The organism is Pseudonocardia sp. D17 (assembly GCF_036984265.1).
GTDB lineage: Bacteria > Actinomycetota > Actinomycetes > Mycobacteriales > Pseudonocardiaceae > Pseudonocardia > Pseudonocardia benzenivorans.
The window spans coordinates 23,386-46,329 of record NZ_BPRG01000215.1 but is presented as its reverse complement, the minus strand read 5'-3'; the positions used below and the strand labels follow the sequence as shown (position 1 = coordinate 46,329).

At 71.8% G+C, this 22,944-nt stretch carries 41 protein-coding genes and 1 pseudogene; all 42 read right to left on the bottom strand.

Going from position 1 to position 22,944, the window contains the following annotated elements; translation table 11 throughout:
- Positions 1-76: 76 nt before the first annotated feature.
- Positions 77-1,711, bottom strand: a complete 1,635-nt coding sequence (locus PSD17_RS28410; protein ID WP_339125397.1) for a hypothetical protein — start codon at positions 1,709-1,711, stop codon at positions 77-79.
- A gap of 7 nt (positions 1,712-1,718) precedes the next feature.
- The gene (locus PSD17_RS35490) at positions 1,719-2,195 is read right to left on the bottom strand and encodes a phage terminase small subunit (protein ID WP_445261042.1); all 477 of its coding nucleotides are present in this window, start codon (positions 2,193-2,195) and stop codon (positions 1,719-1,721) included.
- 170 nt (positions 2,196-2,365) lie between these two features.
- Positions 2,366-2,614, bottom strand: a complete 249-nt coding sequence (locus PSD17_RS28400; RefSeq protein WP_339125393.1) for a hypothetical protein — start codon at positions 2,612-2,614, stop codon at positions 2,366-2,368.
- A gap of 561 nt (positions 2,615-3,175) precedes the next feature.
- Positions 3,176-3,388 (bottom strand): hypothetical protein, encoded by a 213-nt coding sequence (locus PSD17_RS28395; RefSeq protein WP_339125391.1) that lies wholly within the window; start codon positions 3,386-3,388, stop codon positions 3,176-3,178.
- Positions 3,385-3,657 carry a helix-turn-helix domain-containing protein gene (locus tag PSD17_RS28390; protein WP_339125389.1) on the bottom strand — a complete coding sequence of 91 codons (273 nt, stop codon included), beginning with the start codon at positions 3,655-3,657 and terminating at the stop codon, positions 3,385-3,387. Before PSD17_RS28390 ends, PSD17_RS28395 begins: the two co-directional genes overlap by 4 nt.
- Positions 3,650-3,922: a hypothetical protein gene (locus tag PSD17_RS28385; RefSeq protein WP_339125388.1), complete on the bottom strand. Its 273-nt coding sequence runs from the start codon at positions 3,920-3,922 to the stop codon at positions 3,650-3,652. The genes PSD17_RS28390 and PSD17_RS28385 overlap by 8 nt, the downstream gene beginning before the upstream one ends.
- A complete protein-coding gene (locus PSD17_RS28380) occupies positions 3,919-4,770 on the bottom strand; it encodes a hypothetical protein (protein WP_339125387.1) in 852 nt (283 codons plus the stop codon). Before PSD17_RS28380 ends, PSD17_RS28385 begins: the two co-directional genes overlap by 4 nt.
- Positions 4,763-5,977, bottom strand: coding sequence for a hypothetical protein (locus tag PSD17_RS28375; protein WP_339125385.1), 1,215 nt, complete (start codon positions 5,975-5,977; stop codon positions 4,763-4,765). The genes PSD17_RS28380 and PSD17_RS28375 overlap by 8 nt, the downstream gene beginning before the upstream one ends.
- Positions 5,970-6,212 carry a hypothetical protein gene (locus PSD17_RS28370; RefSeq protein WP_339125384.1) on the bottom strand — a complete coding sequence of 81 codons (243 nt, stop codon included), beginning with the start codon at positions 6,210-6,212 and terminating at the stop codon, positions 5,970-5,972. Before PSD17_RS28370 ends, PSD17_RS28375 begins: the two co-directional genes overlap by 8 nt.
- Positions 6,209-6,514: a hypothetical protein gene (locus tag PSD17_RS28365; protein ID WP_339125382.1), complete on the bottom strand. Its 306-nt coding sequence runs from the start codon at positions 6,512-6,514 to the stop codon at positions 6,209-6,211. The genes PSD17_RS28370 and PSD17_RS28365 overlap by 4 nt, the downstream gene beginning before the upstream one ends.
- A gap of 276 nt (positions 6,515-6,790) precedes the next feature.
- The gene (locus PSD17_RS28360) at positions 6,791-7,102 is read right to left on the bottom strand and encodes a hypothetical protein (protein ID WP_339125380.1); all 312 of its coding nucleotides are present in this window, start codon (positions 7,100-7,102) and stop codon (positions 6,791-6,793) included.
- Complete coding sequence (locus PSD17_RS28355; RefSeq protein ID WP_339125379.1) at positions 7,095-7,481, bottom strand: hypothetical protein; 387 nt, start codon at positions 7,479-7,481, stop codon at positions 7,095-7,097. Before PSD17_RS28355 ends, PSD17_RS28360 begins: the two co-directional genes overlap by 8 nt.
- Positions 7,478-8,080, bottom strand: a complete 603-nt coding sequence (locus PSD17_RS28350) for a hypothetical protein (protein WP_339125377.1) — start codon at positions 8,078-8,080, stop codon at positions 7,478-7,480. The genes PSD17_RS28355 and PSD17_RS28350 overlap by 4 nt, the downstream gene beginning before the upstream one ends.
- Entirely contained in the window at positions 8,077-8,463 is a 387-nt protein-coding gene (locus PSD17_RS28345; protein WP_339125375.1) for a hypothetical protein, read from the bottom strand. The genes PSD17_RS28350 and PSD17_RS28345 overlap by 4 nt, the downstream gene beginning before the upstream one ends.
- A complete protein-coding gene (locus PSD17_RS28340; protein ID WP_339125373.1) occupies positions 8,460-8,660 on the bottom strand; it encodes a hypothetical protein in 201 nt (66 codons plus the stop codon). The genes PSD17_RS28345 and PSD17_RS28340 overlap by 4 nt, the downstream gene beginning before the upstream one ends.
- Positions 8,657-8,839: a hypothetical protein gene (locus PSD17_RS28335; RefSeq protein ID WP_339125372.1), complete on the bottom strand. Its 183-nt coding sequence runs from the start codon at positions 8,837-8,839 to the stop codon at positions 8,657-8,659. The genes PSD17_RS28340 and PSD17_RS28335 overlap by 4 nt, the downstream gene beginning before the upstream one ends.
- Positions 8,836-9,531, bottom strand: a complete 696-nt coding sequence (locus PSD17_RS28330) for a hypothetical protein (protein ID WP_339125370.1) — start codon at positions 9,529-9,531, stop codon at positions 8,836-8,838. The genes PSD17_RS28335 and PSD17_RS28330 overlap by 4 nt, the downstream gene beginning before the upstream one ends.
- Positions 9,532-9,635: 104 nt before the next feature.
- Positions 9,636-10,202: a hypothetical protein gene (locus tag PSD17_RS28325; RefSeq protein ID WP_339125368.1), complete on the bottom strand. Its 567-nt coding sequence runs from the start codon at positions 10,200-10,202 to the stop codon at positions 9,636-9,638.
- Positions 10,199-10,504: a hypothetical protein gene (locus PSD17_RS28320; protein ID WP_339125367.1), complete on the bottom strand. Its 306-nt coding sequence runs from the start codon at positions 10,502-10,504 to the stop codon at positions 10,199-10,201. The genes PSD17_RS28325 and PSD17_RS28320 overlap by 4 nt, the downstream gene beginning before the upstream one ends.
- A gap of 180 nt (positions 10,505-10,684) precedes the next feature.
- On the bottom strand, positions 10,685-10,882 hold the full coding sequence (locus PSD17_RS28315; protein ID WP_339125365.1) for a zinc finger domain-containing protein: 198 nt from the start codon (positions 10,880-10,882) through the stop codon (positions 10,685-10,687).
- Positions 10,879-11,511, bottom strand: coding sequence for a GIY-YIG nuclease family protein (locus tag PSD17_RS28310; RefSeq protein ID WP_339125363.1), 633 nt, complete (start codon positions 11,509-11,511; stop codon positions 10,879-10,881). Before PSD17_RS28310 ends, PSD17_RS28315 begins: the two co-directional genes overlap by 4 nt.
- Positions 11,508-12,254 (bottom strand): hypothetical protein, encoded by a 747-nt coding sequence (locus PSD17_RS28305; RefSeq protein ID WP_339125362.1) that lies wholly within the window; start codon positions 12,252-12,254, stop codon positions 11,508-11,510. The genes PSD17_RS28310 and PSD17_RS28305 overlap by 4 nt, the downstream gene beginning before the upstream one ends.
- Before the next feature lie 83 nt (positions 12,255-12,337).
- Positions 12,338-12,466, bottom strand: coding sequence for a hypothetical protein (locus tag PSD17_RS28300; RefSeq protein ID WP_339125360.1), 129 nt, complete (start codon positions 12,464-12,466; stop codon positions 12,338-12,340).
- Positions 12,466-12,903, bottom strand: coding sequence for a hypothetical protein (locus PSD17_RS28295; protein ID WP_339125359.1), 438 nt, complete (start codon positions 12,901-12,903; stop codon positions 12,466-12,468). The genes PSD17_RS28300 and PSD17_RS28295 overlap by 1 nt, the downstream gene beginning before the upstream one ends.
- Positions 12,903-13,184 (bottom strand): hypothetical protein, encoded by a 282-nt coding sequence (locus PSD17_RS28290; protein ID WP_339125357.1) that lies wholly within the window; start codon positions 13,182-13,184, stop codon positions 12,903-12,905. The genes PSD17_RS28295 and PSD17_RS28290 overlap by 1 nt, the downstream gene beginning before the upstream one ends.
- Entirely contained in the window at positions 13,184-13,465 is a 282-nt protein-coding gene (locus tag PSD17_RS28285) for a hypothetical protein (RefSeq protein WP_339125355.1), read from the bottom strand. Before PSD17_RS28285 ends, PSD17_RS28290 begins: the two co-directional genes overlap by 1 nt.
- Positions 13,462-13,794 carry a hypothetical protein gene (locus PSD17_RS28280; protein WP_339125354.1) on the bottom strand — a complete coding sequence of 111 codons (333 nt, stop codon included), beginning with the start codon at positions 13,792-13,794 and terminating at the stop codon, positions 13,462-13,464. Before PSD17_RS28280 ends, PSD17_RS28285 begins: the two co-directional genes overlap by 4 nt.
- Positions 13,791-14,387 carry a hypothetical protein gene (locus tag PSD17_RS28275; RefSeq protein ID WP_339125352.1) on the bottom strand — a complete coding sequence of 199 codons (597 nt, stop codon included), beginning with the start codon at positions 14,385-14,387 and terminating at the stop codon, positions 13,791-13,793. Before PSD17_RS28275 ends, PSD17_RS28280 begins: the two co-directional genes overlap by 4 nt.
- The gene (locus PSD17_RS28270; protein ID WP_339125350.1) at positions 14,384-15,328 is read right to left on the bottom strand and encodes a hypothetical protein; all 945 of its coding nucleotides are present in this window, start codon (positions 15,326-15,328) and stop codon (positions 14,384-14,386) included. Before PSD17_RS28270 ends, PSD17_RS28275 begins: the two co-directional genes overlap by 4 nt.
- Complete coding sequence (locus PSD17_RS28265; RefSeq protein ID WP_339125349.1) at positions 15,325-16,218, bottom strand: PD-(D/E)XK nuclease-like domain-containing protein; 894 nt, start codon at positions 16,216-16,218, stop codon at positions 15,325-15,327. Before PSD17_RS28265 ends, PSD17_RS28270 begins: the two co-directional genes overlap by 4 nt.
- A complete protein-coding gene (locus tag PSD17_RS28260; protein WP_339125348.1) occupies positions 16,218-16,352 on the bottom strand; it encodes a hypothetical protein in 135 nt (44 codons plus the stop codon). Before PSD17_RS28260 ends, PSD17_RS28265 begins: the two co-directional genes overlap by 1 nt.
- Complete coding sequence (locus PSD17_RS28255; RefSeq protein WP_339125346.1) at positions 16,349-16,570, bottom strand: hypothetical protein; 222 nt, start codon at positions 16,568-16,570, stop codon at positions 16,349-16,351. Before PSD17_RS28255 ends, PSD17_RS28260 begins: the two co-directional genes overlap by 4 nt.
- Positions 16,567-16,974, bottom strand: coding sequence for a hypothetical protein (locus PSD17_RS28250; RefSeq protein WP_339125344.1), 408 nt, complete (start codon positions 16,972-16,974; stop codon positions 16,567-16,569). The genes PSD17_RS28255 and PSD17_RS28250 overlap by 4 nt, the downstream gene beginning before the upstream one ends.
- Entirely contained in the window at positions 16,971-17,171 is a 201-nt protein-coding gene (locus PSD17_RS28245) for a hypothetical protein (RefSeq protein WP_339125343.1), read from the bottom strand. Before PSD17_RS28245 ends, PSD17_RS28250 begins: the two co-directional genes overlap by 4 nt.
- 95 nt (positions 17,172-17,266) lie before the next feature.
- Positions 17,267-18,028: a hypothetical protein gene (locus PSD17_RS28240; RefSeq protein WP_339125341.1), complete on the bottom strand. Its 762-nt coding sequence runs from the start codon at positions 18,026-18,028 to the stop codon at positions 17,267-17,269.
- Entirely contained in the window at positions 18,028-18,198 is a 171-nt protein-coding gene (locus tag PSD17_RS28235) for a hypothetical protein (RefSeq protein WP_339125339.1), read from the bottom strand. The genes PSD17_RS28240 and PSD17_RS28235 overlap by 1 nt, the downstream gene beginning before the upstream one ends.
- A gap of 48 nt (positions 18,199-18,246) precedes the next feature.
- Positions 18,247-18,516 carry a hypothetical protein gene (locus PSD17_RS28230; RefSeq protein ID WP_339125337.1) on the bottom strand — a complete coding sequence of 90 codons (270 nt, stop codon included), beginning with the start codon at positions 18,514-18,516 and terminating at the stop codon, positions 18,247-18,249.
- Positions 18,513-18,752 (bottom strand): helix-turn-helix domain-containing protein, encoded by a 240-nt coding sequence (locus PSD17_RS28225; RefSeq protein ID WP_339125336.1) that lies wholly within the window; start codon positions 18,750-18,752, stop codon positions 18,513-18,515. Before PSD17_RS28225 ends, PSD17_RS28230 begins: the two co-directional genes overlap by 4 nt.
- Before the next feature lie 392 nt (positions 18,753-19,144).
- A pseudogene (locus PSD17_RS28220) lies at positions 19,145-19,459 on the bottom strand (DUF2461 family protein); the annotation flags it as partial.
- A 4-nt stretch (positions 19,460-19,463) separates the two neighbouring features.
- Entirely contained in the window at positions 19,464-20,522 is a 1,059-nt protein-coding gene (gene lgt / locus PSD17_RS28215; RefSeq protein ID WP_339125334.1) for a prolipoprotein diacylglyceryl transferase, read from the bottom strand.
- A gap of 297 nt (positions 20,523-20,819) precedes the next feature.
- Entirely contained in the window at positions 20,820-21,617 is a 798-nt protein-coding gene (trpA, locus tag PSD17_RS28210; RefSeq protein WP_339125332.1) for a tryptophan synthase subunit alpha, read from the bottom strand.
- Positions 21,614-22,912 carry a tryptophan synthase subunit beta gene (trpB, locus tag PSD17_RS28205; RefSeq protein ID WP_013674989.1) on the bottom strand — a complete coding sequence of 433 codons (1,299 nt, stop codon included), beginning with the start codon at positions 22,910-22,912 and terminating at the stop codon, positions 21,614-21,616. The genes trpA and trpB overlap by 4 nt, the downstream gene beginning before the upstream one ends.
- Between the last annotated feature and the right edge of the window lie 32 nt (positions 22,913-22,944).

The window sequence follows — 22,944 nt, the reverse complement described above, 5'->3', positions numbered from 1 at the left end:
GCCCGATCCTACGGCGCGAGGTCTAGGACCCGAGGATCGTGACGCGCGCCGGCGGCGGTGCTGCGGAGTTTTCGGGTCAGCCCAGCACGACCACCGACCGCGACCGGTGCCGCTTCCGGTAGGCCGCCGACTCCAGCACCGCCCGCCGCGCCATCCGCGCCAGGATCATCGACACCGCACCGTCGATCTTCCGGTCCCGGTCCGGGCCCTTCCCCACCGACACCCGGTCCCGATACGGCCGCCGCCACGCCGCATAGACGTGCCGGGACAGGACCCGGTCCCCCGAGTGCGCGAGCGTGCCCTGCTCGATCTCCGACGCCACCAGCTCGGCGCCCAGCGCGAACGTGTAGATGTGCCGCCGCATGTCGAACGCGCACGGGTCCGACGCCGACGCCGGCGCGTCATACGTCGCGCCCCACCGGCCCGGCCACTCCACGCGGACGAGCTGCTCCGTCGGCCGCACATCCGACCACAGCGCGCACACCCGGAACCGCTCGTGCGCCCGCGTCACGTGGTAGTCGAGCTCGGCGACGTCGACCGGGACCCCGGCGTGCCGCGGCTCGTGAATCCACAACGGCCACACGAACCCGTCCGAGATCCGGCACGCCACCACCGCCGTCGCGTCGTCCGACTCCGACGGGTCCACCGCCAGCGCGATCTCCTCGCCGTCCTCGACCACGGCCTCCGGATCCGCGCACGCGTCCCACGCCTGCGCCGCGACCCACGTGCTGTAGCTCGACACCCGCCAGTTCCCGAACTCCCGCTGCGACCGCTCGACCGGCCGCTTCGGGTCCAGCACCTGCTCGAGGATCTGCTCCTGGTCCACCCACGGGCAGTCGTCATAGATCGTGTGCAGCGCCGCCCGGATCGACTCCGGATCCGACCAGTCCGTGTCCGCCGGGGCCTCCCGCACCACCATCAGCAGCCGCTGCCGGCCCCGAGTGCGGCCCTCCTGCTCCGCCGACCACGCCTCCCACAACGCCTCCGCGACGCTCCCCGAGCCCGGCTCCGGCGCGTTCGCCAGGCCCAGCACCCGCGCGCCCGGCACCTTCGTCGCGTTGTCGGAGAGCACGTCGTAGAACTCGTGGCCGTGGTTGCTCACCGTCCACTCCGACAACTCGTCCGCGACCACGAACGTCGGCCGGCCACCACGCGCCGTCGCCGGTGACGACGTCGTGACCCGCAGCTCCCCGCCCGTGATCCCCGGCGTCGACGGCACGTAGATCCGCTCGCGGCCCGGGTCGAGGTTGTACAGCCGCTGCAGCGGAGTCCCCCGCGCCGTCCACGCCGCGACGTACTTGTAGGTGTTCCCGACCTGCGCCTGCGACACCGCCGACAGCTGCACGAGCGGCATCGACACCGGCTTCCCGATCGCGCCGCCCGGCACGCTGTCGTCCCACCCGGCGAACCGGACCGGGCCGAGGAGCTCCCCCAGCGACAGGAACCCCGCCGTCGGCGACTTGATCGTGCCGCGCGCCAGCCGCACGAGCGCCGACCGGTACAGCCACCGCGCGTGCTCGTCGAGCGCGTACCACCACAGCACGAACCGGATCTGGTAGTCCGTCAGCGTCAGCGGCTGCCCGGCCAGCTCCCCATCCGGGACGTGGAACAGCGGCTCCCCGTGCTGCGCGCCGGCGGCCCACTGCAGCAGGCCCCAGCCCAGCGTGCGGTCCGGGATACCCGGCGGGAGCGTGTCCAGCGGCTCCAGCACCGCGCGCTCAGGACCCGGCCAGCCGGCGCCGCGCGTCCTCCAGATGCGCGATGCCCGCCTCGACCTCCGCCGCGCGCCGCTCCCCCGCCGACGACGCCCCCGCCTCGCCCGGCGGCCGCGACGACGCCCCCGGCGGGGCCAGCTCGACGTGCGCCGCGCGCCGCGACCTCTCCGTGCACAGCAGCTGCTCCATGCCGCGCATCACCGAGTCGTAGCTCGACGCCTTCGCCTCCGGGTCGGCGAGGACCCGCGACATCTGCTCGGCGAGGAACCACGCCGCCATCCGATCGGACGGCTGGTAGTAGAACGCCTGCCCCGATTCCCGCAGCGACAGATACCAATCCCGGGCCGCCGGGTGCCATTTCGACGACGCCCGCCGCCATTCCGGGACCCGGCCCCCCGATTCCGGCGCGGCCGGCGGAGTGTCGACCACCCGCTTGTGACGACGCACTCGCTGCTCTGTCGGCTTCGGTACCGGTGGCATTTCGGCGACCTCCAGGAGGGTCAATGCGAGTCAGACCGCCACCGGGGCGAATTCAGAAATCGTAAACGAGGTTCCACCAGCGCCGTTTCCACGGATCCGCACGAGATCCGAGCGGCTATGCCTACCGAGGGCGCTGCGGGTGGGGGCGGGGGGTGGCCCCCCTGGGTGAGTCAGTCGTCGAGGTGCTCGTCGTCGTAGATCGCGTCCCACTTGCCGGGGGCGAACATCGCGATGATGTCGTCGCCTCGTTCGTTTGTGTCGGGGTTCCAGGTGTGCAGGGTGAGGCGGCCGTCGGCTCGGTGGAAGAACGCGGTTGTGCGTGCGGGCCAGCTGAAGACGGTTCCGTCGGTGGTGATGACGACGAGGTGCGGTGGCTCGGTGTGCTCGGTGTTGGTCGGCTCGGTTTGCTGGTCGGTCATGGTTGGACTCCTGGGTGTCGTGTGGCTGGTCGTTGTTCTCGGTCGCGTCGTGCTGCTCGTGCGTCTCGGCCGGTGACGGTGTCGTGGCATGGGCCGCAGGCTGCGATGAGGTGGTCGGGTCGGTGGTCGTTGTGTGCGTGGGTGTGGTGGACGTCGGTGGCGTGGCCTGCGCAGCCGGGGAGTTGGAGGCGGCAGGTGTGTTGGTCGCGGTCGAGTACTTGGGCGCGGAGGCGGCGCCACCCGGGGGGTAGTGGTGAGCGGCGGCGGGGGGTCATCGCGGACACCCGGGGGGTGGCGCTGGTGGCGGGTGGGGGTGTCGACGGGGCGGGGGGTTGGAGCTGAGGTGGGTGATGAGCGGCGGCGCTGTGGGGTCGGTGGCGGATGGCGGCGGCGGTAGGCGCTGGTTCGTCCACGTCCCGGGCGCGTAGTAGCCGGGTGGGGTGCCGCCGAGGGTGCGGCGTGCGCGTTCCTGGGCGAGGTCGGCGCGGGCCTGGTCGAGTTCGGCTTGCAGGTCGGCGCAGCGTTGGCAGTCGTCGTCGGCGGGTGTGGCGGGGTCGGACGTCACGTGGCCTCCCGCTCGCCGTCGGGCCCCAGGTACAGCGGCACGATGGTGGGCGAGTCGGTGTCGAGGACCAGCCAACGGTCGTGTCCGGTGCCACGTCGGTGCTCAGCCGCCCACTTGCCGCGTTCAGCCGGAGAGCCGAAGGGGATGGCGTTGTCGGGGCTGGGCTCGTCCTCGCACTCCCGACACCAGAGCAGGTACGTCACGCTCATGTCGTCCCCTCGCGGGTGTCGTCGGCCGACCCAGCCAGCGCGGCGTCCGGGGTCCCGATCCAGCGCAGCAGCGGCACGATCGACTTCATGTGGAGCCCGGCGCCGTTCTCGCAGCGGCTCAGGGTCGCCCAGGTCTCCAGTCCGATCTGCTCGGCTGCGGCGCGCTGGGACATGCCTCGACGACGTCGGGTCTCGCGGACCAGGATCGGGAGGCTTTCGAGCACCGAGATCAGTTCGTCGTAGGACGTGGGGGCGCTGGGCTCAGCCACAGTTGTCCTCCGAGGTGGTGTCGTCGGCCGACCCAGCCAGCGCGGCGCACGCCGGGCACAAGGTCCCGTCCGGCCTGTACCTGCTGACGTGGGCCGAGGGCACCCACAGGCCGCAGAGCGTCTCGGCCTGGGCGTCGTCCTCCCGCTCCCCAGCGAGGTACCAGCCGCGGCCTCTCGGCCGCAGGTGCCACACGCCGTCGAGGTCTTTGACCCACGGGTGGACGTCGCTGTCGGCCTCGTTGGTGGTCGGCTCGCCGGTGCTCATGCCGCACCCTCCGCCGGCGCCGATGCGCGATCCCGGAGTGCCTGGTAGGCGTCCGCGAACTCGGTGACGGCCTTGCCGTCGATGCCCTTGATCAGGGATTCGAGCTTGTCGACTGCGTCTCGGATCCGGTACTCGACGTGCTGCGCCCGGTAGTGCAACGTGCCGAGGTCACGAAGCGCGGCCACGACGTCGTCCACGTCGACCTCGTTGGTCCAGCGGCCGATTTTCCCGTCCCGCTCGATCCCGCCCAGTCCGCGGATGATCTGCCGCACCGTTGCGTCGAGCTTGTCCTGGTGTGGCGATGAGCGAGGGACGCGCGCCAGCAGGTCATCGATCTGACGACGAAGGTTCTCCTCGGTCCTAGCCTGCGACTGCTGCGCGAGGTCGAGGCGGTGGAGACGCCAGAACGTCCACTTTGCGATCGTCTCGAACGCTGGCGCCTTATCGGCGGGCTTGAGCCTGGGCGCGGGGCGCACGATCGTCATGCTGCGGGTCCGTCGACCAGACGGGGGCGCCATCACGCCCCACAGCTCAGGCACGTCGACCCCATCGATCAGGGCCGCGTCGGACAGGACCAGCCACCATGCGTCGCAGTACCGCATCCAGGCGTCGGCTTTCATCGGGTCTGCCAGCTCCGCGAGGACGTCCGCACGGGACACCTTGACCTCGTGTCCGACCAGCTGGCCCTTGCCGGCGATCGTCACGTCCTGCCAGATCAGGTCTGCGCGGCGCGTGCTCGTCGGGGCTTGGATCTCGGGCGCGAAGATGCCCGACGGCTGGCGTCCCTCGGGCAGGTAGTGCCGTCGCAGCATCGCGATCACGTCGCGTGCCGTCGTGACCTCAGCCATGGCCGGTCTCCTGCGTGTCGTCGGCTGGCTCGGCGAGAGCGCGCGTCATGTCGTCAGCGATCCGTCCAGCGGACGGGCCCGCATCAGCAACCAGGTCGGCGAGTTCGGCGAGGTTGCGAAGCAGGTACGCCCAACGGGAGACCTCGCGACGCCACCCTGCAACGGTCGTCGGGACGGGCTGGTGCCACGGGTTGGTGCAGAGGTCGGGCGACGGGTGCAGGTGTGGCTGGGACGAGTCGCACGTCGGGCAGGTGCCAGGTCGGGCGTCGGCTGGCTCGGTGGGGGCGCCCGCCCCAGCCAGCGCGCGGGCGATCCAGTCCGTCGGGCCCTCGGTGAACTCCAGTCGCAGCCACGTCGGGATGTCGCAGCCGTTTGGGCATGGCTGCAGGCCGTCGACCATCGGGGCGCCGTCGGCGTCGCGGCCGAACCACTCCTCCTGCGTGATGCCCGTGTCGTGGCATGCCCAGCAGGTGGAGTCGAGGACGTCGGCCAGCTCGCTTCGGACGGAGCCGATGCGACGGACGAGCGCCCGTGTCGTCGCGGTCATCACGCGGTCGGGTGCGGGTTCGGCGGCCGGGGTGGAGGTCAGGCGATCCACGGTCGCGTGGGCCAGCTCAGCCGCCGCCCGCTCACGCCGCAGGTCCGTTCGCAGGGAGTCGGCGACGTCGCGCAGGCGCAGCACCTCGCGGGCGAGCACGCTGCCCTCCAGCATCTTCAACGCGCGCTCGACGGCGGGCCGGAGGTCTCCCGGTTCGCGCGGCGGCAGCAGGTCGGCGGGTTCTGCGGCCGGGGTGCCCGCCACCTCCCGCACGTGCTCGTCCGCGCCTTCCTGGGCTGCCCGCTCGGACGGCCAGGAAGCGCCGTGGGCCTGGCACGTGCACCGCCACGTCCAGTCGCTGTCGTCGCGCTCCCACACGTCGAGGCGGTGCTGCTCGGGCTCGGCTGGGGTGTCCGCCTCGACGGACCCCGACGCCGCCCGGTAGGCGTCCAGAGCGGCGAGAAGCTCGTTAGTGGACCCGTTGAACTCGGCCCACTTCTCGGCAGCGTCAAGTACGGTGCGGGCGGCCTGCCACCGCGCCCACAGGTTGTCGTTCTCCGCCAGCAGCTCGGCGACCGCGTCGCGTGGCGGCGGTGTCGTCGCAACTCCCCGTGCCCAGTTGCGGAGCCGCGAGTCGTTCACGCCGCGCTTCGGCATCAGATCATCCACAGGGGCCACCTCCCAGCAGCTCGTACAGCGCGTCGGCCAGTTCCGGGAAAGCCCGCGCGGCCTCTTCCCTGGGCAGCATCGAGCCCGGCGGGTCGTTCCACAGGTCAGCCACCCGACGGGCGTTCTCCGCGAGCAGCCTGGAAGGTGCATCGGCCCGGGCCGCGACGATCTCGATGGCGTCGTAGCAGTCCATCGCCACCAGCGGCGGCAGATTGCCCGGGGTCTGCTCGGTCATCGGATCTCCTCCCGCCGGGCCTCGACGGACCCCGACAACGCGGCCCGGAGCGCGCGGACAGCTTCGCGCAGCCGCTTCTCTACCTGCGGCCACCGCTCGGTCCCCTCCGGCCACGGACCGCGGCCGTAGCGCTGACGCTCCCAGGTCTCGGCGGCGTCGATGACGGGCTGCTGGGCAGCCAGCCGGGCACGCAGAGAGTCGTTCTCGACCAGCGCGGCATACACCAGGCCGAGAGTCGGCTGACCGATCGTCACCGACTCGCTGGTCCCCATCAGCGCGATCGTCTTCTCCAGGTCATCCACGGGTCCCCTCCTGCGGGGTAGTGGGAGCCAGCGCGGCGCGCGAGCACGGGAAACAGACCGGGAGATAGGCGCGGTGATCGCGAGACCAGCGCACTTCCGACGCCTCGCGGTTGCAGCCACCCTGTCCGCAGGTGCCGAGGTCGCTCCTCCGCCATGGCCAAGCGAGCCGCGCAGCCTCCTGCTGGCTCAGCGGCTTCTCCACCTCGGGGCGGAGAATGGTCCGAATGAGGCTGCGGAGCCGCGCGGCGGCCTCGTCCGGGGTCTGGGCGTCAGGGCTCATCGTCCGTCTCCGATCACGATGTACGTGGCGATGGCGCGCTCCACGCTGTTGAACCCAGCGGCCGGGTCGAGCACCCCACGAGCACGGTCCTCGACCGCAGCCAGCCGCTCCACCTCGGGGTCCGCCAGCAGCCGTGCCGCGAGCTCGTCGAGCGCCACGTCGTCGAGAGCGTCGTCCAAGTCGTGGGGCATCGGGTCATCGGCAGCCATGCGTGCGTACTCGATGTCGGCGAGGTGCTGGCGGATGCGCTTCCGCAACGCCACCACGGCCGGAGTGATCATCACTTTCGAGTCGGTCAGGTCAGGCATCGTCGTCTCCCAGGATGTAGCGGGCGGTCCGGGCGTCCTGAACGTTCGGGCCGTTGAAGATGTCGCGGGCCCGCTGCTCGATCCCGCGCAGCCGCTCCACCTCGGCACGCAGAGAGTCGCGCTCCGCTTCGAGCCCACGGACGACCCTGGCGGCTGCATCCGCCGCCTCCTGGATCTGCTCGACGTGCCCGTACTCGCCCCAGTCCTCGGTGTGGTGCGAGCCCTTCCCTGCCGTGGCCACCGCAGAGAGGACGAGGTCCACAGGCCGGGACCCGGTCCCGTCGAACCCGTAGTAGTAGGCGTCCATGCGCAGGTCGGCGCAGTCGGCGTTCCACTGGTGACGGAGCGCGGCGGCCTCGTCCGGGGTCGGGGCGGTCACGACGCCTCCCGGTCTTCGGAGAAGAGATCAGGCTGATCGAATTCGGGACTGGTCCGTAACCCCTCGATCCGGGCAGTGGGCGGGTCCGGAATCTCAAACAGCAGGCCAACCTTCTTCGGCGGGTGCTGCGCAGAGTTGATGAGTCCGAGCGCGTCGTTGATCTGTTTCGCCAGGTCGGTGATACCCCCCGAGAACGTGCGTGCCCCAACGGCGAGGTCGGCGAGCTGCCTACTCAAACCGAGGTTGGCGAGTCGACGCGACTCCTGCTCCCCGGCGGTACGTTCCCACTTGGGCAGCAGGTCACGGACAGTCTGGATGTGGTTGCGGATCGCCTCGGCCGGCGGCTTGACCCCAGCTAGGTGCGCGTACTGGACGACCATGTCGAGCGCTGCATCCCGTTCGAAGACGGCCGCATCGCGCTCGCGGCGCAGGGCGACGTTCATCAGGCGTCTGGACTCCATCTCAATGCTCTGTCGCACGGCGATGGCTTCCATCTCGGTCGCATCGGGGCTGATCTTGACCTGCCTCGCAGCCCGGGTGAGCGCGTACGCCAGGTCCTCTGACTTCGCGGCGGCCTCGTCCGGGGTCGAGGCGGTCACTGGGGCCCTCCGTTCAGGATGTACTCGGCAGCATCGGTCACCAGCGTGTCGGCGTAGAACCTGTTGTCGCGTAGCTCGACGGCTCGCTGCGCCATCCGACGCAGGCCCATCAGCTCCGTCTCGCTCCCGCTCCACAGCCACCACGTCGCACCGCTGTCGGACCTGTGCTGGTCAGCCTCCGTACCCGGGCCGTGCGGGGGCCGTGAGCACGTGAGCACGACCCCTCCGAAGCCCTGGGCGACATCGCCGCACACGACGGTCGACGCGAACACCTCGGCCACCTGCCGGGCCACCTCCCGGCACCCGTCGCACACGTTGGCGGTCCCGGCCCGGTGCAGTTGGTGGATGAGCTGCGCGGCCGTCTCGACCGCATCCGAGGTCACGACTGCTCTCCGAGCGCCAGGGCCGTCCACTGCCGCCACTCACGGAGGAGGGCGAGGTCCGAGCCGACCGGCGCGGGCTTACTCCAGAACGAGCAGCCAGGGACGTGGCACTCGCCCTCGGTCGCGGTCAGGCACAGGTCGCAGACGTAGAGATCGATGCGGCGCAGCGGAACGTCTTCGGGATCGGTGGCGGTCATCGGGTGGTCCTCTCGTGGTGGTCGGCGTCCCGCGCCCCGGCGCGGCACTGGGAGCAGAGGAGTTCGCCGGGGCGGTGCGGGAACAGGTGCCGCACTGCCGTGCAGCGGTCGCAGGGCAGTTGCGGGGCGTGGCCGTAGGTGTGGACGTGGAGGGTCCAGTCGTGCTCGGTCCAGGTCATGCCGTCCTCCGCGCCGCACGGCGGCGGGCTTGCTCGATCGACTCGGGCCTGCGGCCCAGCCGGCGGCCGATCTCCTCGAGGCTCGCGCCGGCCTCCGCCAGGTGGTCGACCTCGTCGAGGTCCAGGACGTCCGCGGCGCGCCGGCCGACATCCGGACGGGCCGCGGGGTCGTCGATGGTCTCGTCGTCCCAGGACAGCGGCCCGGTCCAACCGGCCGCCGCGGCGCGATGCCGCGCTCGACCGGCCGACTCGGCCGGCGGGGCCACGTCCCACAGCTCGTCGTACAGCGCGCGGACCTCGTCGGCGGTGCGTTGCAGGACATGTGGGCGTCGCCCGAGGATCAGCGACGAGAAGTTCCCGTCGCGCCAGCCGAGCCGCCACGCGAGCTCGGACTGCGGCCAGCCGACCGCGACGAGTGCGCGGAGCCGGCGCAGGGTGCCGGTCGCGTCGACCGGTGTGCTCGGCGCGAGCTCGAGGCGCACGTCGAGGAGACGTCGCGCGGTGTCGGCGTGCATCCGCCTGGTGCCGGGGTGCTTCCCGTGCCCGAGGAGCTTCGACATCTGCCCGGACGACGTCTGCGACTTCGCCATGATGGTGCGGCGGCCCATGCCCGCGGCCATCAGCCGGTGGACGTGCGCGCGGACCGGTTCGGCGTCGACCATGTCGGTCGCGGGCCGGCCGTAGGCGGTCATCCGTTGGCGGTGCGCGGCGTAGGCGGCGTTCGCTGCTCGGCAGGGAAGGCAGCGGCAGCCTCGCACGTAGGCGGCTCGAGTGCCGTGCCCGAGGAGCGGCCGGGTCATGCGCGCACGCTCGCCCGGTCGGGCCACGCGGCCTTCCGCAGCCAGTCCACACCACGGCGGCCGTCGAGCCAGGGCCCGTCCCAGCCGAGCCAGTCCGCGGCGCAGGTGCACATCGCGACGGCGTCGGCCTCGTCCGCGGAGATCCGGCCGAGTCCCTGCCCGGGCCAGGCGGCGGCGACCGCGCGGCGGACGTCGTCCTTCGACGCGTTGCCCTTCCCCGCGATGTAGCCCTTCACGGTCTTCGGGGCGAGGACGGCGACGGGGATCTCGTGGTGCAGGAGGCGGCGGACGACGGCCCACCACACCCCGGCTCGTTCGTGGGGTTGGCCGTGTTGCGCGGCGTGGGCGGGGCCTTCGACGACGGCGAGGATGGTGCCGGTGGTGGCGAGTCCGACGGCCCAGCCGGCCATGACGCCGATGCGGTCGGCGACGGCGTGGAGGGTGGCGGTGGGGCCGAGCGCGGGTGTGGTTTTGAGCCAGGTGTCGATGCGGCCGTCGGCGGTGAGGGTGGCGGCGCCGGCTTTGGCGAGCCCGAGGTCGAGGGCGAGGACGTGGTCGGTCATCGGGCCCACCTGCGGACGGCGGCGGCGAGGCCGAGCGCGGCCACGATCCCGCCGGGGAACGCCGCGAGCAGCCACCACCACGACCCGGTGACCCACACACCGCCGGTCGCGACGAGCACGCCGAGCGACGTGGTCGCGGCGACGATCCGGAGGAAGTCGGACGCGACGGGCTGCACGGGGTAGAGCTGGACGGTGTCCTGGTCGGCGAACGCGTCGTCGAGGAGCTCGGGGATGTCGGGCCGCCGGATCGGGCACGTGTGGTCGTCGACGGCGGGGATGCGGGTGGTGGGGTCGTCGGTCATCACGGCCACCCGAGGACCGGGTTGCAGTCCGGGCACAGGGGCGAATCGCAGCCCGGGCAGGGCGGGATGTCGTCAGCTCCGGCCGTCGGGGCGTGTCCACTGCGGACCAGAACCGGGCGAATCGCCTCATTCCTGGTCGCAAAATGAGAAGTGCTGCGGCGGCGCCGCAGGTCAGCGACGTCAGCCACGGCGGAGCTCCCGGGAGTCGAGCGGCGCGTGCACTACGCCGGCGTCCGTCAGCCGCGACGGATGTGCCGCGAAGTTCCGCAGCTGGTCGCTGGTGCCCTTCCGCACGCAGGGCTCCCCGATCTCGGCGAGGCAGTAGCGGCAGCCGACGGTCAGGGCGCGGTCACGGTCGACCTGGTCCTCGAGGTTCACGACGCCTCCGCCTCCGCCGCAGCCTCACGTTCCCGGGTCTCGCGCTCCCAGCGCTCGGACACGACCCGTTCGTAGGCATCGACCATCCATGCGGACGAGTCGTAGAACGTCCAGGTCACCATGTCGGCGATGGGCACGAGGCGCTGCTCGGTCGATCCACCGCTGAACCACGAGAACAGCTCGACCAGGTACATCCCGGGAGCCGGCTCGGCGACGATGCAGCCCTGCCACTGACGCTCGACGTCACCGTGGAAGAACGACCCGACGAGGCTCGACATGTTCAGGGCGAGCGCGTCGACGGCGATCGACAGGCGGTCCTGCCGGTCCTTGCCGGCCATCGGATTCCCTCTCGGCATGGGGGCGGTCTCGGGCAGGTTCTGCCGGTGCTGAATGTTGTGGATCGGGTGCTCGGCGACGATGGCCGCCCGCTCTGCGGCGAGCGCCTTGGACCGCGACGCGTGCTGTTCGATGCGCACCGTCGCGACCTCGGTCCACCACGGCTTCGTGGACCGATGCTGTTCGAACCGACGCGTGGGGTCGTTCGTGATGCCGACATAGAGCAGGCGCTCGGAGGAGTCGAAGAACCGGTACAGCGCGTGCGGCTTGTCCTCGGTTGTGGCGGTGGTCATGAGGCTTCCAGGTTCTGGTCGGAGTGGTGGCAGCGAGCCTGTTTGCCGTCGTCGAGCTCGACGAGGCCGCGGTCGTCGCACCGGTTGCAGCCGTCGACGGCGGCACGCCAGGCCGATCGCTCGTCGGCGACGCGTTGCGCCTGGTCAGCGGCATGCTGCTCCGCTTCGATACGAAGTCGTTTGCACTCGCCGCAGGCCGGAACTGGCTGGTCAGGAGGCAGTTCGGCGTGTTTGGAGCATCGGGGGCGGGGGCCGTTCGCGGTTCGCCCGCGTTCGGTTCCGGAACCCTCCCTCCCAGAAGAACCACCAGGGGGAAGGGCCCGGGTAAGGGCCCGGGAGTCGTGTGACTTCTCCTGAACTGACGCCGAACCTTCGGCGGAACGTCCGGCCGAACGTTCGCCCGAACTTTTCAACGCAGCCCGGCGTTTCCGGGCCCTCTCTCGGGCCTCGGCGCGCTCGGCGTGGACGCTCTCAGCGGACCGCTGGTAGCCGTCCCAGTCGTGGAACGTGAAGCCGGGCATGCCGTGCCGGGTCTCGCGGCTCCAGAGACCGACCTTGACGAGGGTGGTGGCCTGCCGCTTCCCGGTCGGCCAGGTCTGGACCCAGTACTCAGGGACCCAGCCGTCGGTGAGCTCGCGCATGGCGTAGGCGCCAGCGGCGGCCCAGAGCCCGATCGCGGGGAGTCCGGCGGCCCGGAGCTTGGGGTGCTCGGGTGCGGTCTCGGCGACGCGGAAGTCGGGCATGGTCGTGGCTCCTCCTCTCGGGGGTGAGGGGGTCGGGGGCCCGGCCGGGCGCCGCGGGGGGCGTGGGCGCCCGGCCGGGGTGCTCACCGCGCCGGTGGGGCGGGGTGGGCGGTGGTCGTCGGCTGCGGGGGCAGGCGGCGACCAGTCCGGAGCGTGAGCGGGACGAGCCAGGCCAGGGCGACGACGATCGCAGCGGCCGCGAGGAGCGCCATCACGACGCCTTCGTCCAGACACAGCCGCCGGTCAGTTCGACGGCGGCGTCGCTGGCCTTGACGGTGAGCGTGGCGGGCCCGCGGGTGTTGCCGTTCGTGATGATCGAGTCGAAGCTGCCGTCGGTGTTCTTCAGCCGGGCCCAATAGCAGGACGGGATGATCGACGAGGGGTCGGGGCCGGTGGTCTTGTACTTCCCGGGGGCGATGTCGGTGCCGACTTCGTGGGTGCCGTCGCTGATGCCTTCGGGTGCGGCGGGGGTGCTGCTGGCCGGGACGCCGGTGGTGGTGACGGGGCCGGCCGAGCTGGCCGTCGCGGTGCCGGTCTGGTGGGGGGCGACGATCGCGACGACGAGGACGATGGCTGCGGCGCCGCCGAGGAGCCAGGGCCAGATGCGGCGCCGGCGGGATGGCGCGGGTGGCGGGGGCTGGTAGGTCATCAGCCGATCACCTCGTACGTCTCGCCGAAGACGTCCGGCTTGCACGGGTAGAACTCGCCCTTCACACCTCGGATGACGAAGTCGCCGTAGCTGGCGCGCATGTCGCCCTCGAGGGTGTGGATGACGACGCCGAGTTCGAGGCCTCGGCCGGGGGCGGACAGGTGTGTCTCGTCGGCCTTGCCGTGGCACCAGGCGGCGATCTCGTCCCGGTTCTCGGGGGAGAGCGGGCCCATGGCCTGGACCTCGACGGGAACCTTGCGGACGGTCATCACGGGGGCCATCAGCCGATCTCCTCGGTGTCCTCGTCGAACGGCAGCGCCGGGTCGCCCTCCGGGCGGGGGATCACGTCGCCGGGCTCGACCTCGAGGACGCGCATGCCGATGACGGGGCGGCGGTGCCCGTCGGCCATGAGTTCGTGGTGGGGTTCCTTCACGCACTCGGCGAGGACGGTGAAGGACTGTCGGTCCCCGAGCGCGGGGAGGGTGTCGAAGTCGCCGGCGGCTTTCATGCCGGTGAACCGCACGAACGTCTCGGGTGGGGTCTCGCGCTTCTCGCTGGTCATGCGGGGGTCTCCGTTCGGGGTCGGCCTGGCGTGGGGATGCGCAGGAGTTCGGCGAGTCGGGTGGTCCAGGTCCGCGGCTCGGCCGGTTCGGGGGTGGGGTCGCGGTGGGCTTCGAGAGCGCACACGTAGGGGGCGTTCGCGGTGAGGTAGTCCGCTGCCTCGTCGGCCTCGCGGGCGAGCTGCCGGAGTTGGGAGGCGGTGAACCACACGCATTTCGAGTCGCGGTCGGCGTGTGCGCGGAGCCAGACGGCGGCGGCGTCGTCGGTGGAGCCGATGGGTTCGATGACGACGCGGCCGGTGTGGCCGGCGATGGTGACTCCCTCGATCACGACTCTGCCCGCTTCGCGACGATCTGCTGCAGCTGCAGGAAGCACCGCCCGGTCGCGGTGACGTCGCCCTCCGCGGTGTGGTCCGGGCCCTCGACGTCGAGCAGCTCGCACACCCGCGCGAGGCCAGGCAGCTCGTCGAGCCCGAGGACGCCGGCCGCGTACGCCGAGAGGTCCCAGAGGCGGTGGTGCCACGGCTCCGGGTCGGTGTCGGGCCCGTCAGCGGCGGCGAACAGCTTCGCGAGGAACTGCGCGTCGAACGCCGGGTTGGACCCGGCGAGAGTGTGGGCGATCTCGGCGGGGAACCCGCCCTCGTCGATGTCGTCCTGGTCGTAGCCGAGGAACTGGCCGTGAAGCCGGCCGAGTTCGTGGCCGTTGACGTCCTGGCCGTGGCCGGCGATCCGGTCGATGTAGCGGTTGATCCGGAGGGCTTGGAGCTCGGCGGCGGCGAGGACGTCGGAGACGCTGTGCGGCGGGATGAACCGACCGCGCGCGTCGGTGGTGAGGTTCCACCAGGCGACCTCGACGGCTCGGTGACGTTCGAAGTTCAGGCCGTTCGTCTCGATGTCGACGACGACTATCTGCCGGGCGATCACGACTCCGACCTCGCGTCGTCGTCGGCGGCGTCCTGCTCGGCGATCTCCCGCTCCATCTCCTCCTGCTCGCGGAGCATCTCGGCCTCGTCGTCGTCGGCTGGGACGGCCGGGTCCGCCGACGGCCGGCGGGCCGACGCCTTGATCTCGTCGACCGTGACCGGGACGACGGGGAACTCGACGTCCTTCTGCACCTCCCCCGCCTTCAGGGAGCGCCCCAGCACCTCCAGGTCGGTGACGTCCTGCGCGTCCCAGCGGTCCGACGAGCGGCCCAGGCGGGCGACGAGCTGCTGCTCGGTGATCCCGAACGACGCCTTGAACGCCCTGATGACCGCGGCGCGCCGCTGCTCGATCGGCTTCCCGTCGCCCTGCTCGGCCGTGGCCCTGCAGATTGCCTGCGCCTCGGCGACGAACGCGGCCGGGAGGACGTTGAAGATGGCCTCCCGCACGCGGCGGGCGCCGGCGTTCGCGTTGGACTCGTACACGTCCTGCACCGAGGTGAGGTTCTTCGACCTGCCGCCGGTGAGGTCGCGGCGGTGGGGCTGGATGAACAGGTACGAGGGCCGGGTGTTGGTCTCGAGGTCGAGCGCGAAGGCCTGCATCTCGGACTGGCCGAACTCGTCGTCGCGGCGCAGCTCGACGACGCCGTAGTCCATGTTCTGCCAGATGCGGGCGAGTTCGCGGGCGAGGTGCACGGACGGGCCGGTGGCCTTGTCCCCGCCGCTGCCCTTGGGGACGCTGTAGAACGCCTTCTCTGCGAGGGCGGGGTTGGCACAAGCCTTCCGCATCTGCTCGTAGGCACGCGCTTCGTCGCGGGGCATCTCCTTCGCGGCAGCGAGCCGGTAGTACACCTCGGCGGCGGCCCGGGACTTCTCGATCTCGGTGCCTTGCCCGACACGCTGGGACGCGGTGTTCGGGCGGGGAAGGGCGATGTCGGCGCTCACGCGCGTGCTCCTTCGGGGTCGAGCTCGCCGCGCCGGAGGGCGCCTTCGAGCTGGTAGGTGGCGTAGGCGGGGAGCTGCACGGGGATCACCTGGTCGTCGGCGTAGCCGGGCCAGGTGTCGGTCTCGACGCAGCGCCGGTACAGATCGCGGGCGTAGCGGTTGCGGGCGTGGCCCCAGCCGACGCTGTCGGGATCGACCTGAGCGACGACGACGAGGTAGGGCGCGGTCTTCATCTGGAAGATGAGAAGGAACGCCGGGGGTTCCGCCGTGAGGCCGACGGCTTGGACGGCCTCGGAGTACCACGCGGCCGCGCCGTAGTAGCCGTACTCCCACAACGCCTTCTGGATGGACTCGGGGTCGACCTTGGTGGCCGTCTTGTAGTCGGGGCACAGGTAGCGGCTACCTGGGACGGGACGGCGGAGGAAGTCGACGAGGGCCCGGCACCACACCCCGGTCTCGGGATCGCGCCACACGATGGCCTGCTCGGGCTTGCCGCTGTCGGGGTCGAGGAGCGCGGACGCGATGGGGTGTTCGCGAAGCTTCGCGGCCATTGCTTCGATGACGGCGTCGTCCTTCGCGAGGATCGGGGTGTGGCCAGCCTCGTATGCCTCGTCGCGTTGGGCGCGGGCCCGGGCGGAGCGCCAGTCGTCGGCTTCGATGACGACGACGGGGTCGCCGACGCCGAGGACGCGGGTGTGGGCGGCTCGCCCGAAGTCGAACGCCTCCTTGTGTTCGCTGCCGCCGTCGCGCCACGCCTTGAAGAGAGCTGGGCAGGACGGGGGCATGAGCTTCTTGACGCCGCTGGCAGAGAGGCTGCCGCCGGGGATGGGGTCGCGGTGGTACTCGGCGGCGGGTATGTCGTAGATCCCAGCGCGGGTGATCTCGGCCATCAGTCGACGTCCCAGCCGAGGGACCGCTCGTAGGCGTCCTGGATCCGGTCGATCGCGTCGTCGTCGAGTTCGCGGTCGCGCTGCTCGGCCTCGTAGCGGTCGATCTCGGCCTCGCCGGCCTTCGTCCACTTCACCACGCGACTCCGATCTGCCCGAGCCACGGCACATCGTGCTCGTCGGCGACGACGTGCTCGCGCTCGGCGGGCAGCAGCGGCCGGAACTCGACGCGGGTCTTGTCGGTGGCCGGGTCGTACTCGGCGCCGGTCGCGACGACGAACCCGCCGGCGAGGTCGGGGCCCATGACGCGGCCGACGGCGACGGCGACGACGTCGCCGGGGTAGGTGAGGGTCATCGGGTCCTCCGGATGCGGTCGAGCAGCCCCCGGCGCGGCAGCTCGGGTTCGCGCGGGACGAGCGCGACGAGACGGCGGACGAGCGCGGTGTCCTCGATCCACACCGCGGCCGGTTGGGCGGTGAGGTCCGCGAGGCGGGCGGCGCGGTCTTCCCAGGTGATCTCGTTCCGCCAGTAGGACTGGTCGAGGCTGCGGGCGACGTGGTCGACCATCCGTGCGGCGTTGCGGCGGAGCCAGTCGAGGAGGTGCGCGCGGTGGCTGGGGGTCATGTCGTCGACGGCGACCATTCGGAGGGTGTGGACGCCGTCGTCGCGGGTGAGCCAGTACCGGGAGCCGAGGAGTTTGTAGGTGGTGAACGGGTCGTCGGGGACGTAGAGGCCCGGGTAGTCGGCGGTCACGGTCACCGGTCCTCCTCGGGGGTGCAGAACTGGCAGCCGACGAGGAGAGAGCGGCGGTTACGCCACCGGAGCTGGTGGAGGTCGACGACGGTGCCGCAGGACCCGCAGGCCATCACGGCGACGACGGTCGGGGCGGGCAGCGCCCGCGGCGAGCTCCGCCGAGACGGCCCGTCGCAGGTGTCACAGAGCATCTCGTCGTCCACGAGGTGAAGCCAACCGATCGAGCCGCATCGATCGCAGTCGAGGCGTTGGGGCCGGCTGGGGTGCCCGGTGATGGTGGCGAGGACGGCAGCCCGGGTCATCCGGTTCCCCCTGCGGTGACCGTCGCGGGGAGCAGCGGTTGGCCGTCGAGGGTGCGGACGGCGTCGACGAGGGCCCGCGCGGACGGTTCGACGCAATACTTGGCGCGGTCGCCGGCGTAGAGATCGGCGTACGTCCGGGAGGCGTCGACGACCACGAGCAGACGCTCGATGAAGTCGAGGATCGCGGCGACGTAACTCACCGGCCACCGAACGGGATAGCCGAGCGCGACCGACACGCGGAGTTGCTCGCGGAGCGCTGCATCGGTGGGCGCTCCGGCGATGGGCGGAAACCGCCCATCCCGCTCGGCGAGCTGCGCCTGCAGAGCCTCGATCTCCCGGCGGGACTCCTGGAGGTCCAGCCCGAGCTGGATCACGAGGTCCTCGTCGACGTCAGCCGTGACGACTACCTCGTCCGGATCGTCCGGATCGGTCCGGTGGGCGATGCACTCGCCGTCTGGGTCCGTCTCGTCCTCGGCGCCCGGAGGGACGGGCCCGAACGCTTCTTCGGCCAGGCGGTCCCGCTCCAGCGCCACCCGGAGCAGCTCCCGCTCCAGGATCGCGACCTTCTCCTCGTCGCTGACGCCGTCAGGCCACAGGCGGTACACGTGGACCGGGCCGACGCGGACGTTCGCGGCGGTCTGGTCGAGGTCGAGCAGCTCGACGGCCTCGGCGGCGTGCTCGTCGACCGGGTCGCGGCCGGCGGCCTGTTCCCAGCCGTCAGCGACCGCGCGGAGCAGATCGGGGATGAGCCGTCCCATCAGCGGGCCTCCTGCGTCTCGCCGCCGAACAGCGCGCGCAGCGCGCGCCGCCACCATGGCGGCCGGATCAGCCGGTGACGGCCCGGCCGCTGATCGGCCCGCTCAACGGCGCGGAACCCGCGCGGAGGCGTCGGGATCGGCATCGGATGTGCGACACTCGAAGTGGTCATGAGCGTGTGGTCCTCGTGATCGTGTGGTGTATCGGGAGTACGCGGGAGTCACGACGGGTCGGGGAGCACATCCCCGGCCCGTTCCTCGTTCGCGGCCCGGTCGATGACGGCGAGCAGGGAGTCGGTGAGGTCGTCGCCGAGCTCGGGCTCGGGCTCGCGTTGGGCCTCGGTGAGGCGGTTCCTGTAGGGCTCGGGGACGTAGCCGCGGGCCTCGTCGGCGAGGAGGAACATCCGGCGGAACGCGCGCCGGCGGGCGACGCGGGCGGCGACGGTGTTCTCGACGGTCGGGGTGAGCAGCTGGGGCGGGCGGCCGATCATGAGGCGGCCGCCGATGCGGGGTACAGCTCTGACAACGGGATGCCGAAGCGGTCGCTGATCGTCTGCAGCTCGTGGGCGCGCCACGGGGTCTTGCCGAGGAACCGACGGCTGATGACGGGCTGGGGGATCCCGAGGACGTCGGCGATCTGCATCTGAGTCAGGCCGGCCGCCCGGAGCCGCTGCTGGACGTGGTCCGCGAGCGCGGCGACGTCCGGCGGGATGGGGCGTGAGGTCATGGCGTCATGTTCTAGTTCACTCAGAACTAGATGCGCAAGTCGCCACGCGAGGCAATCTCACTCACACAGAACTTGACGATGTAGATCGGAGCGGCATATCGTCCGGTCAGACGCAAGTTCCGCACTCGAACGGAGCGCACGACCATGGCCGAACTCGCCCACGACGACACGCCGAGCGGAAGCACAGCCCTGCGCGAGCAGGTCGCCGAGGAGGTCCGCGTCTGGCTCGCGCGCCGGAAGATGTCCGGCGCAGGCCTCGCCCGCGCACTCGGCCGCTCACAGACCTTCGTGCAGAAGCGGCTCGACGGTCGTCAGGCGTTCGACGTCGACGACCTCGAGGCCGTCGCCCGCGTGCTGCAGGTTCCGGTGTCGGTCTTCTTCGCCCCCAGGGCCGACTCCATCCGGTAGTACCCGGCCGCGACCATCAGCCCGTCGGCGGAGAGCTGCACGTAGTACGGCGGGGTGTAGCCGCCGCAGTGGGTCTTGTAGGGCGTCTTGTCCGCGGAGAACCGCACGTCGCGGTAGGGCCGGAACACTTTCCCGGGACCGCCGAACTCCGGCTCGAGCGCGGCGAGGAGCGCGAGCATCGGCTCCCGGACGTCGCTCTCGTAGACGGCGCGCTGGTCGGTCCAGTAGGCCTTCGAGTTGTCGGCGAGCAGACCGTCGTAGAACTCGACCGCGCCCTCGCCGAAACCCTCGAACGTCATGCCCTCATGATCCCGACTCGCGCGACGACCCGTTGGAGACGGCCTCGGCCCCGCCGCCGGTGGCGTCGGAGCCGGTGGCATCGCCGCCCGAACCCGTGCCCGAGACGTCGTCTCGGCGGCGGGAGTCGGAGCGGTCGGGCTCGGCCGCGGTGTCCGACGGCGCCGGGTCGACGGGATCGGCGGCAGCGGGACCGGTCAGCACCTCGCGCGGCCCGCGACGGCGGGCCACGATGACGTAGACGACCGCGCAGACGAACACCACCGCCGCCACGACGACGTTGATCCGGATGCCGCCGAACACCCGCGTCGCCGGATCGGTGCGGAGCAGCTCGATGAAGAAGCGGCCCAACGTGTAGCCCGCGACGTAGAGGCCGAACACGCGGCCGTGGCCGAGCCGGAACCGGCGGTCGGCCCACACGATGACGACGGCCACGAGCACGTTCCAGATGAGCTCGTAGAGGAACGTGGGCTGCACGATCGCGATCGGTGTCTTGTCGAGCGCGATACCGCCGAGCGGGTCGGGCAGCCCGGTCGACGGGTCGACCCGGTTGTAGATCTCCAGACCCCACGGCGCGTCGGTCGGGCCGCCGTAGAGCTCCTGGTTGAAGTAGTTGCCCAGCCGGCCGACCGCCTGCGCGACGACGATGCCCGGCGCGACCGCGTCGGCGAAGAACGGCAGCGGGATCCCGCGGCGGCGACAGCCGATCCAGGCGCCCACCCCGCCGAGGGCGATCGCCCCCCAGATACCCAGGCCGCCCTGCCAGATCTTCAGCGCGTCGATCGGCGTGCCGCCGGGGCCGAAGTAGGTCTCCCAGTCGGTCGCGACGTGGTACAGCCGGCCGCCGACCAGCCCGAACGGGACCGCGAACACGGCGACGTCGACGACGGTGCCCGGCTTGCCCCCGCGTGCGACGAACCGCCGCTCGCCCCACCAGACCGCGATGATGATGCCCGCGATGATGCACAGCGCGTAGGCCCGGATCGGGAGCGGTCCGAGGTGCCAGACCCCGCGGTCGGGACTGGGGATGAACGCCGGCAGCACGGCCGACAGCGCGAGGCTCACGCCGCCACGGTATCGCTCACGCGTGGCGCGACGTCGCGCCGACCCGCCCCCGCCCGCCTCGCACCCGTTCGTCCCGATCCGGGCCCGGCCGCGGGGCCTGCAACGACGGCCCGTGGGCGCGACGGCACGGACCGCGCCGGTCCGGCCTGCTCGCGCGCACCCCTGTCGCCGCCCGCGCACCTGCGACGCCCCGAGCGCAACCTCACCGTCGCCCAGCCGCCAGGAGACAACAGCCAGGTTGCGGCCGGCCCCCCGAGCGCAACCCCACCGCCCGCCGCGGCATGCGGGCGGGTGTGGTCAGGCCGGGGCGGGAACCCCGGCGCGGCGGACGCCGTCGGCCAGCTCGGCGGCGAGGTCACGCACGCCGTCGGTGCCGCGGTCGGTGGCGGCGGAGACGAACGCCGAGCCGACGATCACCGCGTCGGCGAACGACGCCACCTGCGCGGCCTGCTCGCCCGACCGCACCCCCAGACCCACGCCGATCGGCAGCCGCGTGTGCGGCCGGGTGCGCGCGACGATCTCGGGCGCCACGTCGGCCACGCTGTCGCGGGCACCGGTCACCCCCATGATCGACGTCGCGTAGACGAAGCCGGTGCAGGCGGCGACGGTCGAGGCGATGCGCTCCTCGGTCGAGGACGGCGCGACCAGGAAGATCCGGTCGAGCCCGTGGGCGGTCGACGCCGCGAGCCACTCGTCGGCCTCGTCGGGGATGAGGTCGGGCGTGATCACGCCGAGCCCGCCCGCGGCGGCGAGGTCGCGCGCGAACGCGTCGACGCCGTACCGCAGCACCGGGTTGTAGTACGTCATGACGACGGCCGAGCCCCCGGCGGCGGCGACGCGCTCGACGACGGTGAAGACGTCGCGCAACCGGACCCCGGCGCGCAGCGCGGTCTCGGCGGCGGCCTGGATCGTCGGGCCGTCCATCACGGGGTCGGAGTACGGGATGCCGACCTCGACGAGGTCGCACCCACCGTCGACCATCGCGCTGATCAGGTCGACCGAGCCGTCGACGGTCGGGAACCCGGCCGGCAGGTAGCCGACGAGCGCGCCGCGACCCTCGGCGGCGCAGCGGGTGAACACGTCCGAGACCGTCATGCCCGTCCTCCGTCGGCGATCGCGGTGCCGTCGGCGTCCTCGGCGCTCTCGCCCTCGGCGATCATGCCGAACCACTTCGCGGCGGTGTCGACGTCCTTGTCCCCGCGCCCGGAGACATTGACCAGGATCGTGGCGTCGGGGCCGAGCTCGCGGCCGAGCCGGACCGCCCCGGCGACGGCGTGCGCCGACTCGATCGCCGGGATGATCCCCTCGGTGCGCGACAGCAGCGCGAACGCCTCCATCGCCTCGGCGTCGGTGACCGGCTGGTACTCGGCACGGCCGATGTCCTTGAGCAGCGCGTGCTCGGGACCGACGCCGGGGTAGTCGAGCCCGGCGGAGATGGAGTAGGACTCCGAGGTCTGGCCGTCCTCGTCCTGCAACAGGTACGACATCGCACCGTGCAGCGCCCCGGGCGAGCCCTCGGCCAGGGTGGCGCCGTGGCGGCCGGTCTCGATCCCGTCGCCGCCCGGCTCGAAACCGATGAGGCGCACCGACGGGTCGTCGATGAACGCGTGGAAGATGCCGATGGCGTTGGATCCGCCGCCGACGCACGCGGCGACGACGTCGGGCAGCCGACCGGTGCGCTCGAGCACCTGCTCGCGCGCCTCCATGCCGATGACGCGGTGGAAGTCGCGGACCATCACCGGGAACGGGTGCGGCCCGGCGACCGTGCCCAGCAGGTAGTGCGTGGAGTCGACGTTGGTGACCCAGTCGCGCAGCGCCTCGTTGATGGCGTCCTTGAGGGTGCGGGAACCGGTGCGCACCGGGATGACCGTGGCGCCGAGCAGCCGCATCCGGGCGACGTTGAGCGCCTGCCGGGCGGTGTCGACCTCGCCCATGTAGACGACGCACTCGAGGTCGAGCAGCGCGCACGCGGTGGCCGTCGCGACGCCGTGCTGGCCGGCGCCGGTCTCGGCGATGACCCGCTTCTTGCCCATCCGCTTGGTGAGCAGCGCCTGGCCCAGGACATTGTTGATCTTGTGCGAGCCGGTGTGGTTGAGGTCCTCGCGCTTGAGCAGGATCCGGGCGCCGCCGGCGTGCTCGCCGAGCTTGGGCGCATCGGTCAGCGGCGAGGGGCGGCCGGTGTAGTCGCGGTGCAGCCGGTCGAGCTCGCCGAGGAACTCGTCGTCGTGGCGGGCCTTCTCGTAGGCCGCGGCCAGCTCGTCGAGGGCGGCGACGAGCGCCTCCGGCACGAACCTGCCGCCGTAGCGGCCGAAGTGGCCGCGCTCGTCGGGCTCGTGTCCCGACCTGTTCGCGACACCGTCGCTGGGCTTCACGCCCGTGCTGCTGGCCACCGCACTCCCTCGAACTCGCTGCAGTACGTACG

Excerpts from the sequence above, each read along its gene's own strand:
- PSD17_RS28395 (WP_339125391.1), bottom strand. The coding sequence starts at position 3,388 with ATGAGCGTGACGTACCTGCTCTGGTGTCGGGAGTGCGAGGACGAGCCC.
- PSD17_RS28325 (WP_339125368.1), bottom strand. The coding sequence starts at position 10,202 with ATGACCGACCACGTCCTCGCCCTCGACCTCGGGCTCGCCAAAGCCGGC.
- PSD17_RS28320 (WP_339125367.1), bottom strand. The coding sequence starts at position 10,504 with ATGACCGACGACCCCACCACCCGCATCCCCGCCGTCGACGACCACACG.
- PSD17_RS28290 (WP_339125357.1), bottom strand. The coding sequence starts at position 13,184 with ATGGCCCCCGTGATGACCGTCCGCAAGGTTCCCGTCGAGGTCCAGGCC.
- PSD17_RS28255 (WP_339125346.1), bottom strand. The coding sequence starts at position 16,570 with ATGACCCTCACCTACCCCGGCGACGTCGTCGCCGTCGCCGTCGGCCGC.
- PSD17_RS28340 (WP_339125373.1), bottom strand. The coding sequence starts at position 8,660 with ATGACCGCCACCGATCCCGAAGACGTTCCGCTGCGCCGCATCGATCTC.
- PSD17_RS28370 (WP_339125384.1), bottom strand. The coding sequence starts at position 6,212 with ATGACCGAGCAGACCCCGGGCAATCTGCCGCCGCTGGTGGCGATGGAC.
- PSD17_RS28400 (WP_339125393.1), bottom strand. The coding sequence starts at position 2,614 with ATGACCGACCAGCAAACCGAGCCGACCAACACCGAGCACACCGAGCCA.
- PSD17_RS28335 (WP_339125372.1), bottom strand. The coding sequence starts at position 8,839 with ATGACCTGGACCGAGCACGACTGGACCCTCCACGTCCACACCTACGGC.
- PSD17_RS28265 (WP_339125349.1), bottom strand. The coding sequence starts at position 16,218 with ATGGCCGAGATCACCCGCGCTGGGATCTACGACATACCCGCCGCCGAG.
- PSD17_RS28240 (WP_339125341.1), bottom strand. The coding sequence starts at position 18,028 with ATGGGACGGCTCATCCCCGATCTGCTCCGCGCGGTCGCTGACGGCTGG.
- trpA (WP_339125332.1), bottom strand. The coding sequence starts at position 21,617 with ATGACGGTCTCGGACGTGTTCACCCGCTGCGCCGCCGAGGGTCGCGGC.
- PSD17_RS28225 (WP_339125336.1), bottom strand. The coding sequence starts at position 18,752 with ATGACCTCACGCCCCATCCCGCCGGACGTCGCCGCGCTCGCGGACCAC.
- PSD17_RS28285 (WP_339125355.1), bottom strand. The coding sequence starts at position 13,465 with ATGACCAGCGAGAAGCGCGAGACCCCACCCGAGACGTTCGTGCGGTTC.
- PSD17_RS28230 (WP_339125337.1), bottom strand. The coding sequence starts at position 18,516 with ATGATCGGCCGCCCGCCCCAGCTGCTCACCCCGACCGTCGAGAACACC.
- PSD17_RS35490 (WP_445261042.1), bottom strand. The coding sequence starts at position 2,195 with ATGCCACCGGTACCGAAGCCGACAGAGCAGCGAGTGCGTCGTCACAAG.
- PSD17_RS28310 (WP_339125363.1), bottom strand. The coding sequence starts at position 11,511 with ATGACCACCGCCACAACCGAGGACAAGCCGCACGCGCTGTACCGGTTC.
- PSD17_RS28380 (WP_339125387.1), bottom strand. The coding sequence starts at position 4,770 with ATGGCTGAGGTCACGACGGCACGCGACGTGATCGCGATGCTGCGACGG.
- PSD17_RS28330 (WP_339125370.1), bottom strand. The coding sequence starts at position 9,531 with ATGACCGCCTACGGCCGGCCCGCGACCGACATGGTCGACGCCGAACCG.
- PSD17_RS28295 (WP_339125359.1), bottom strand. The coding sequence starts at position 12,903 with ATGACCTACCAGCCCCCGCCACCCGCGCCATCCCGCCGGCGCCGCATC.
- PSD17_RS28235 (WP_339125339.1), bottom strand. The coding sequence starts at position 18,198 with ATGACCACTTCGAGTGTCGCACATCCGATGCCGATCCCGACGCCTCCG.
- PSD17_RS28305 (WP_339125362.1), bottom strand. The coding sequence starts at position 12,254 with ATGCCCGACTTCCGCGTCGCCGAGACCGCACCCGAGCACCCCAAGCTC.
- PSD17_RS28385 (WP_339125388.1), bottom strand. The coding sequence starts at position 3,922 with ATGAGCACCGGCGAGCCGACCACCAACGAGGCCGACAGCGACGTCCAC.
- PSD17_RS28360 (WP_339125380.1), bottom strand. The coding sequence starts at position 7,102 with ATGCCTGACCTGACCGACTCGAAAGTGATGATCACTCCGGCCGTGGTG.
- PSD17_RS28300 (WP_339125360.1), bottom strand. The coding sequence starts at position 12,466 with ATGGCGCTCCTCGCGGCCGCTGCGATCGTCGTCGCCCTGGCCTGGCTC.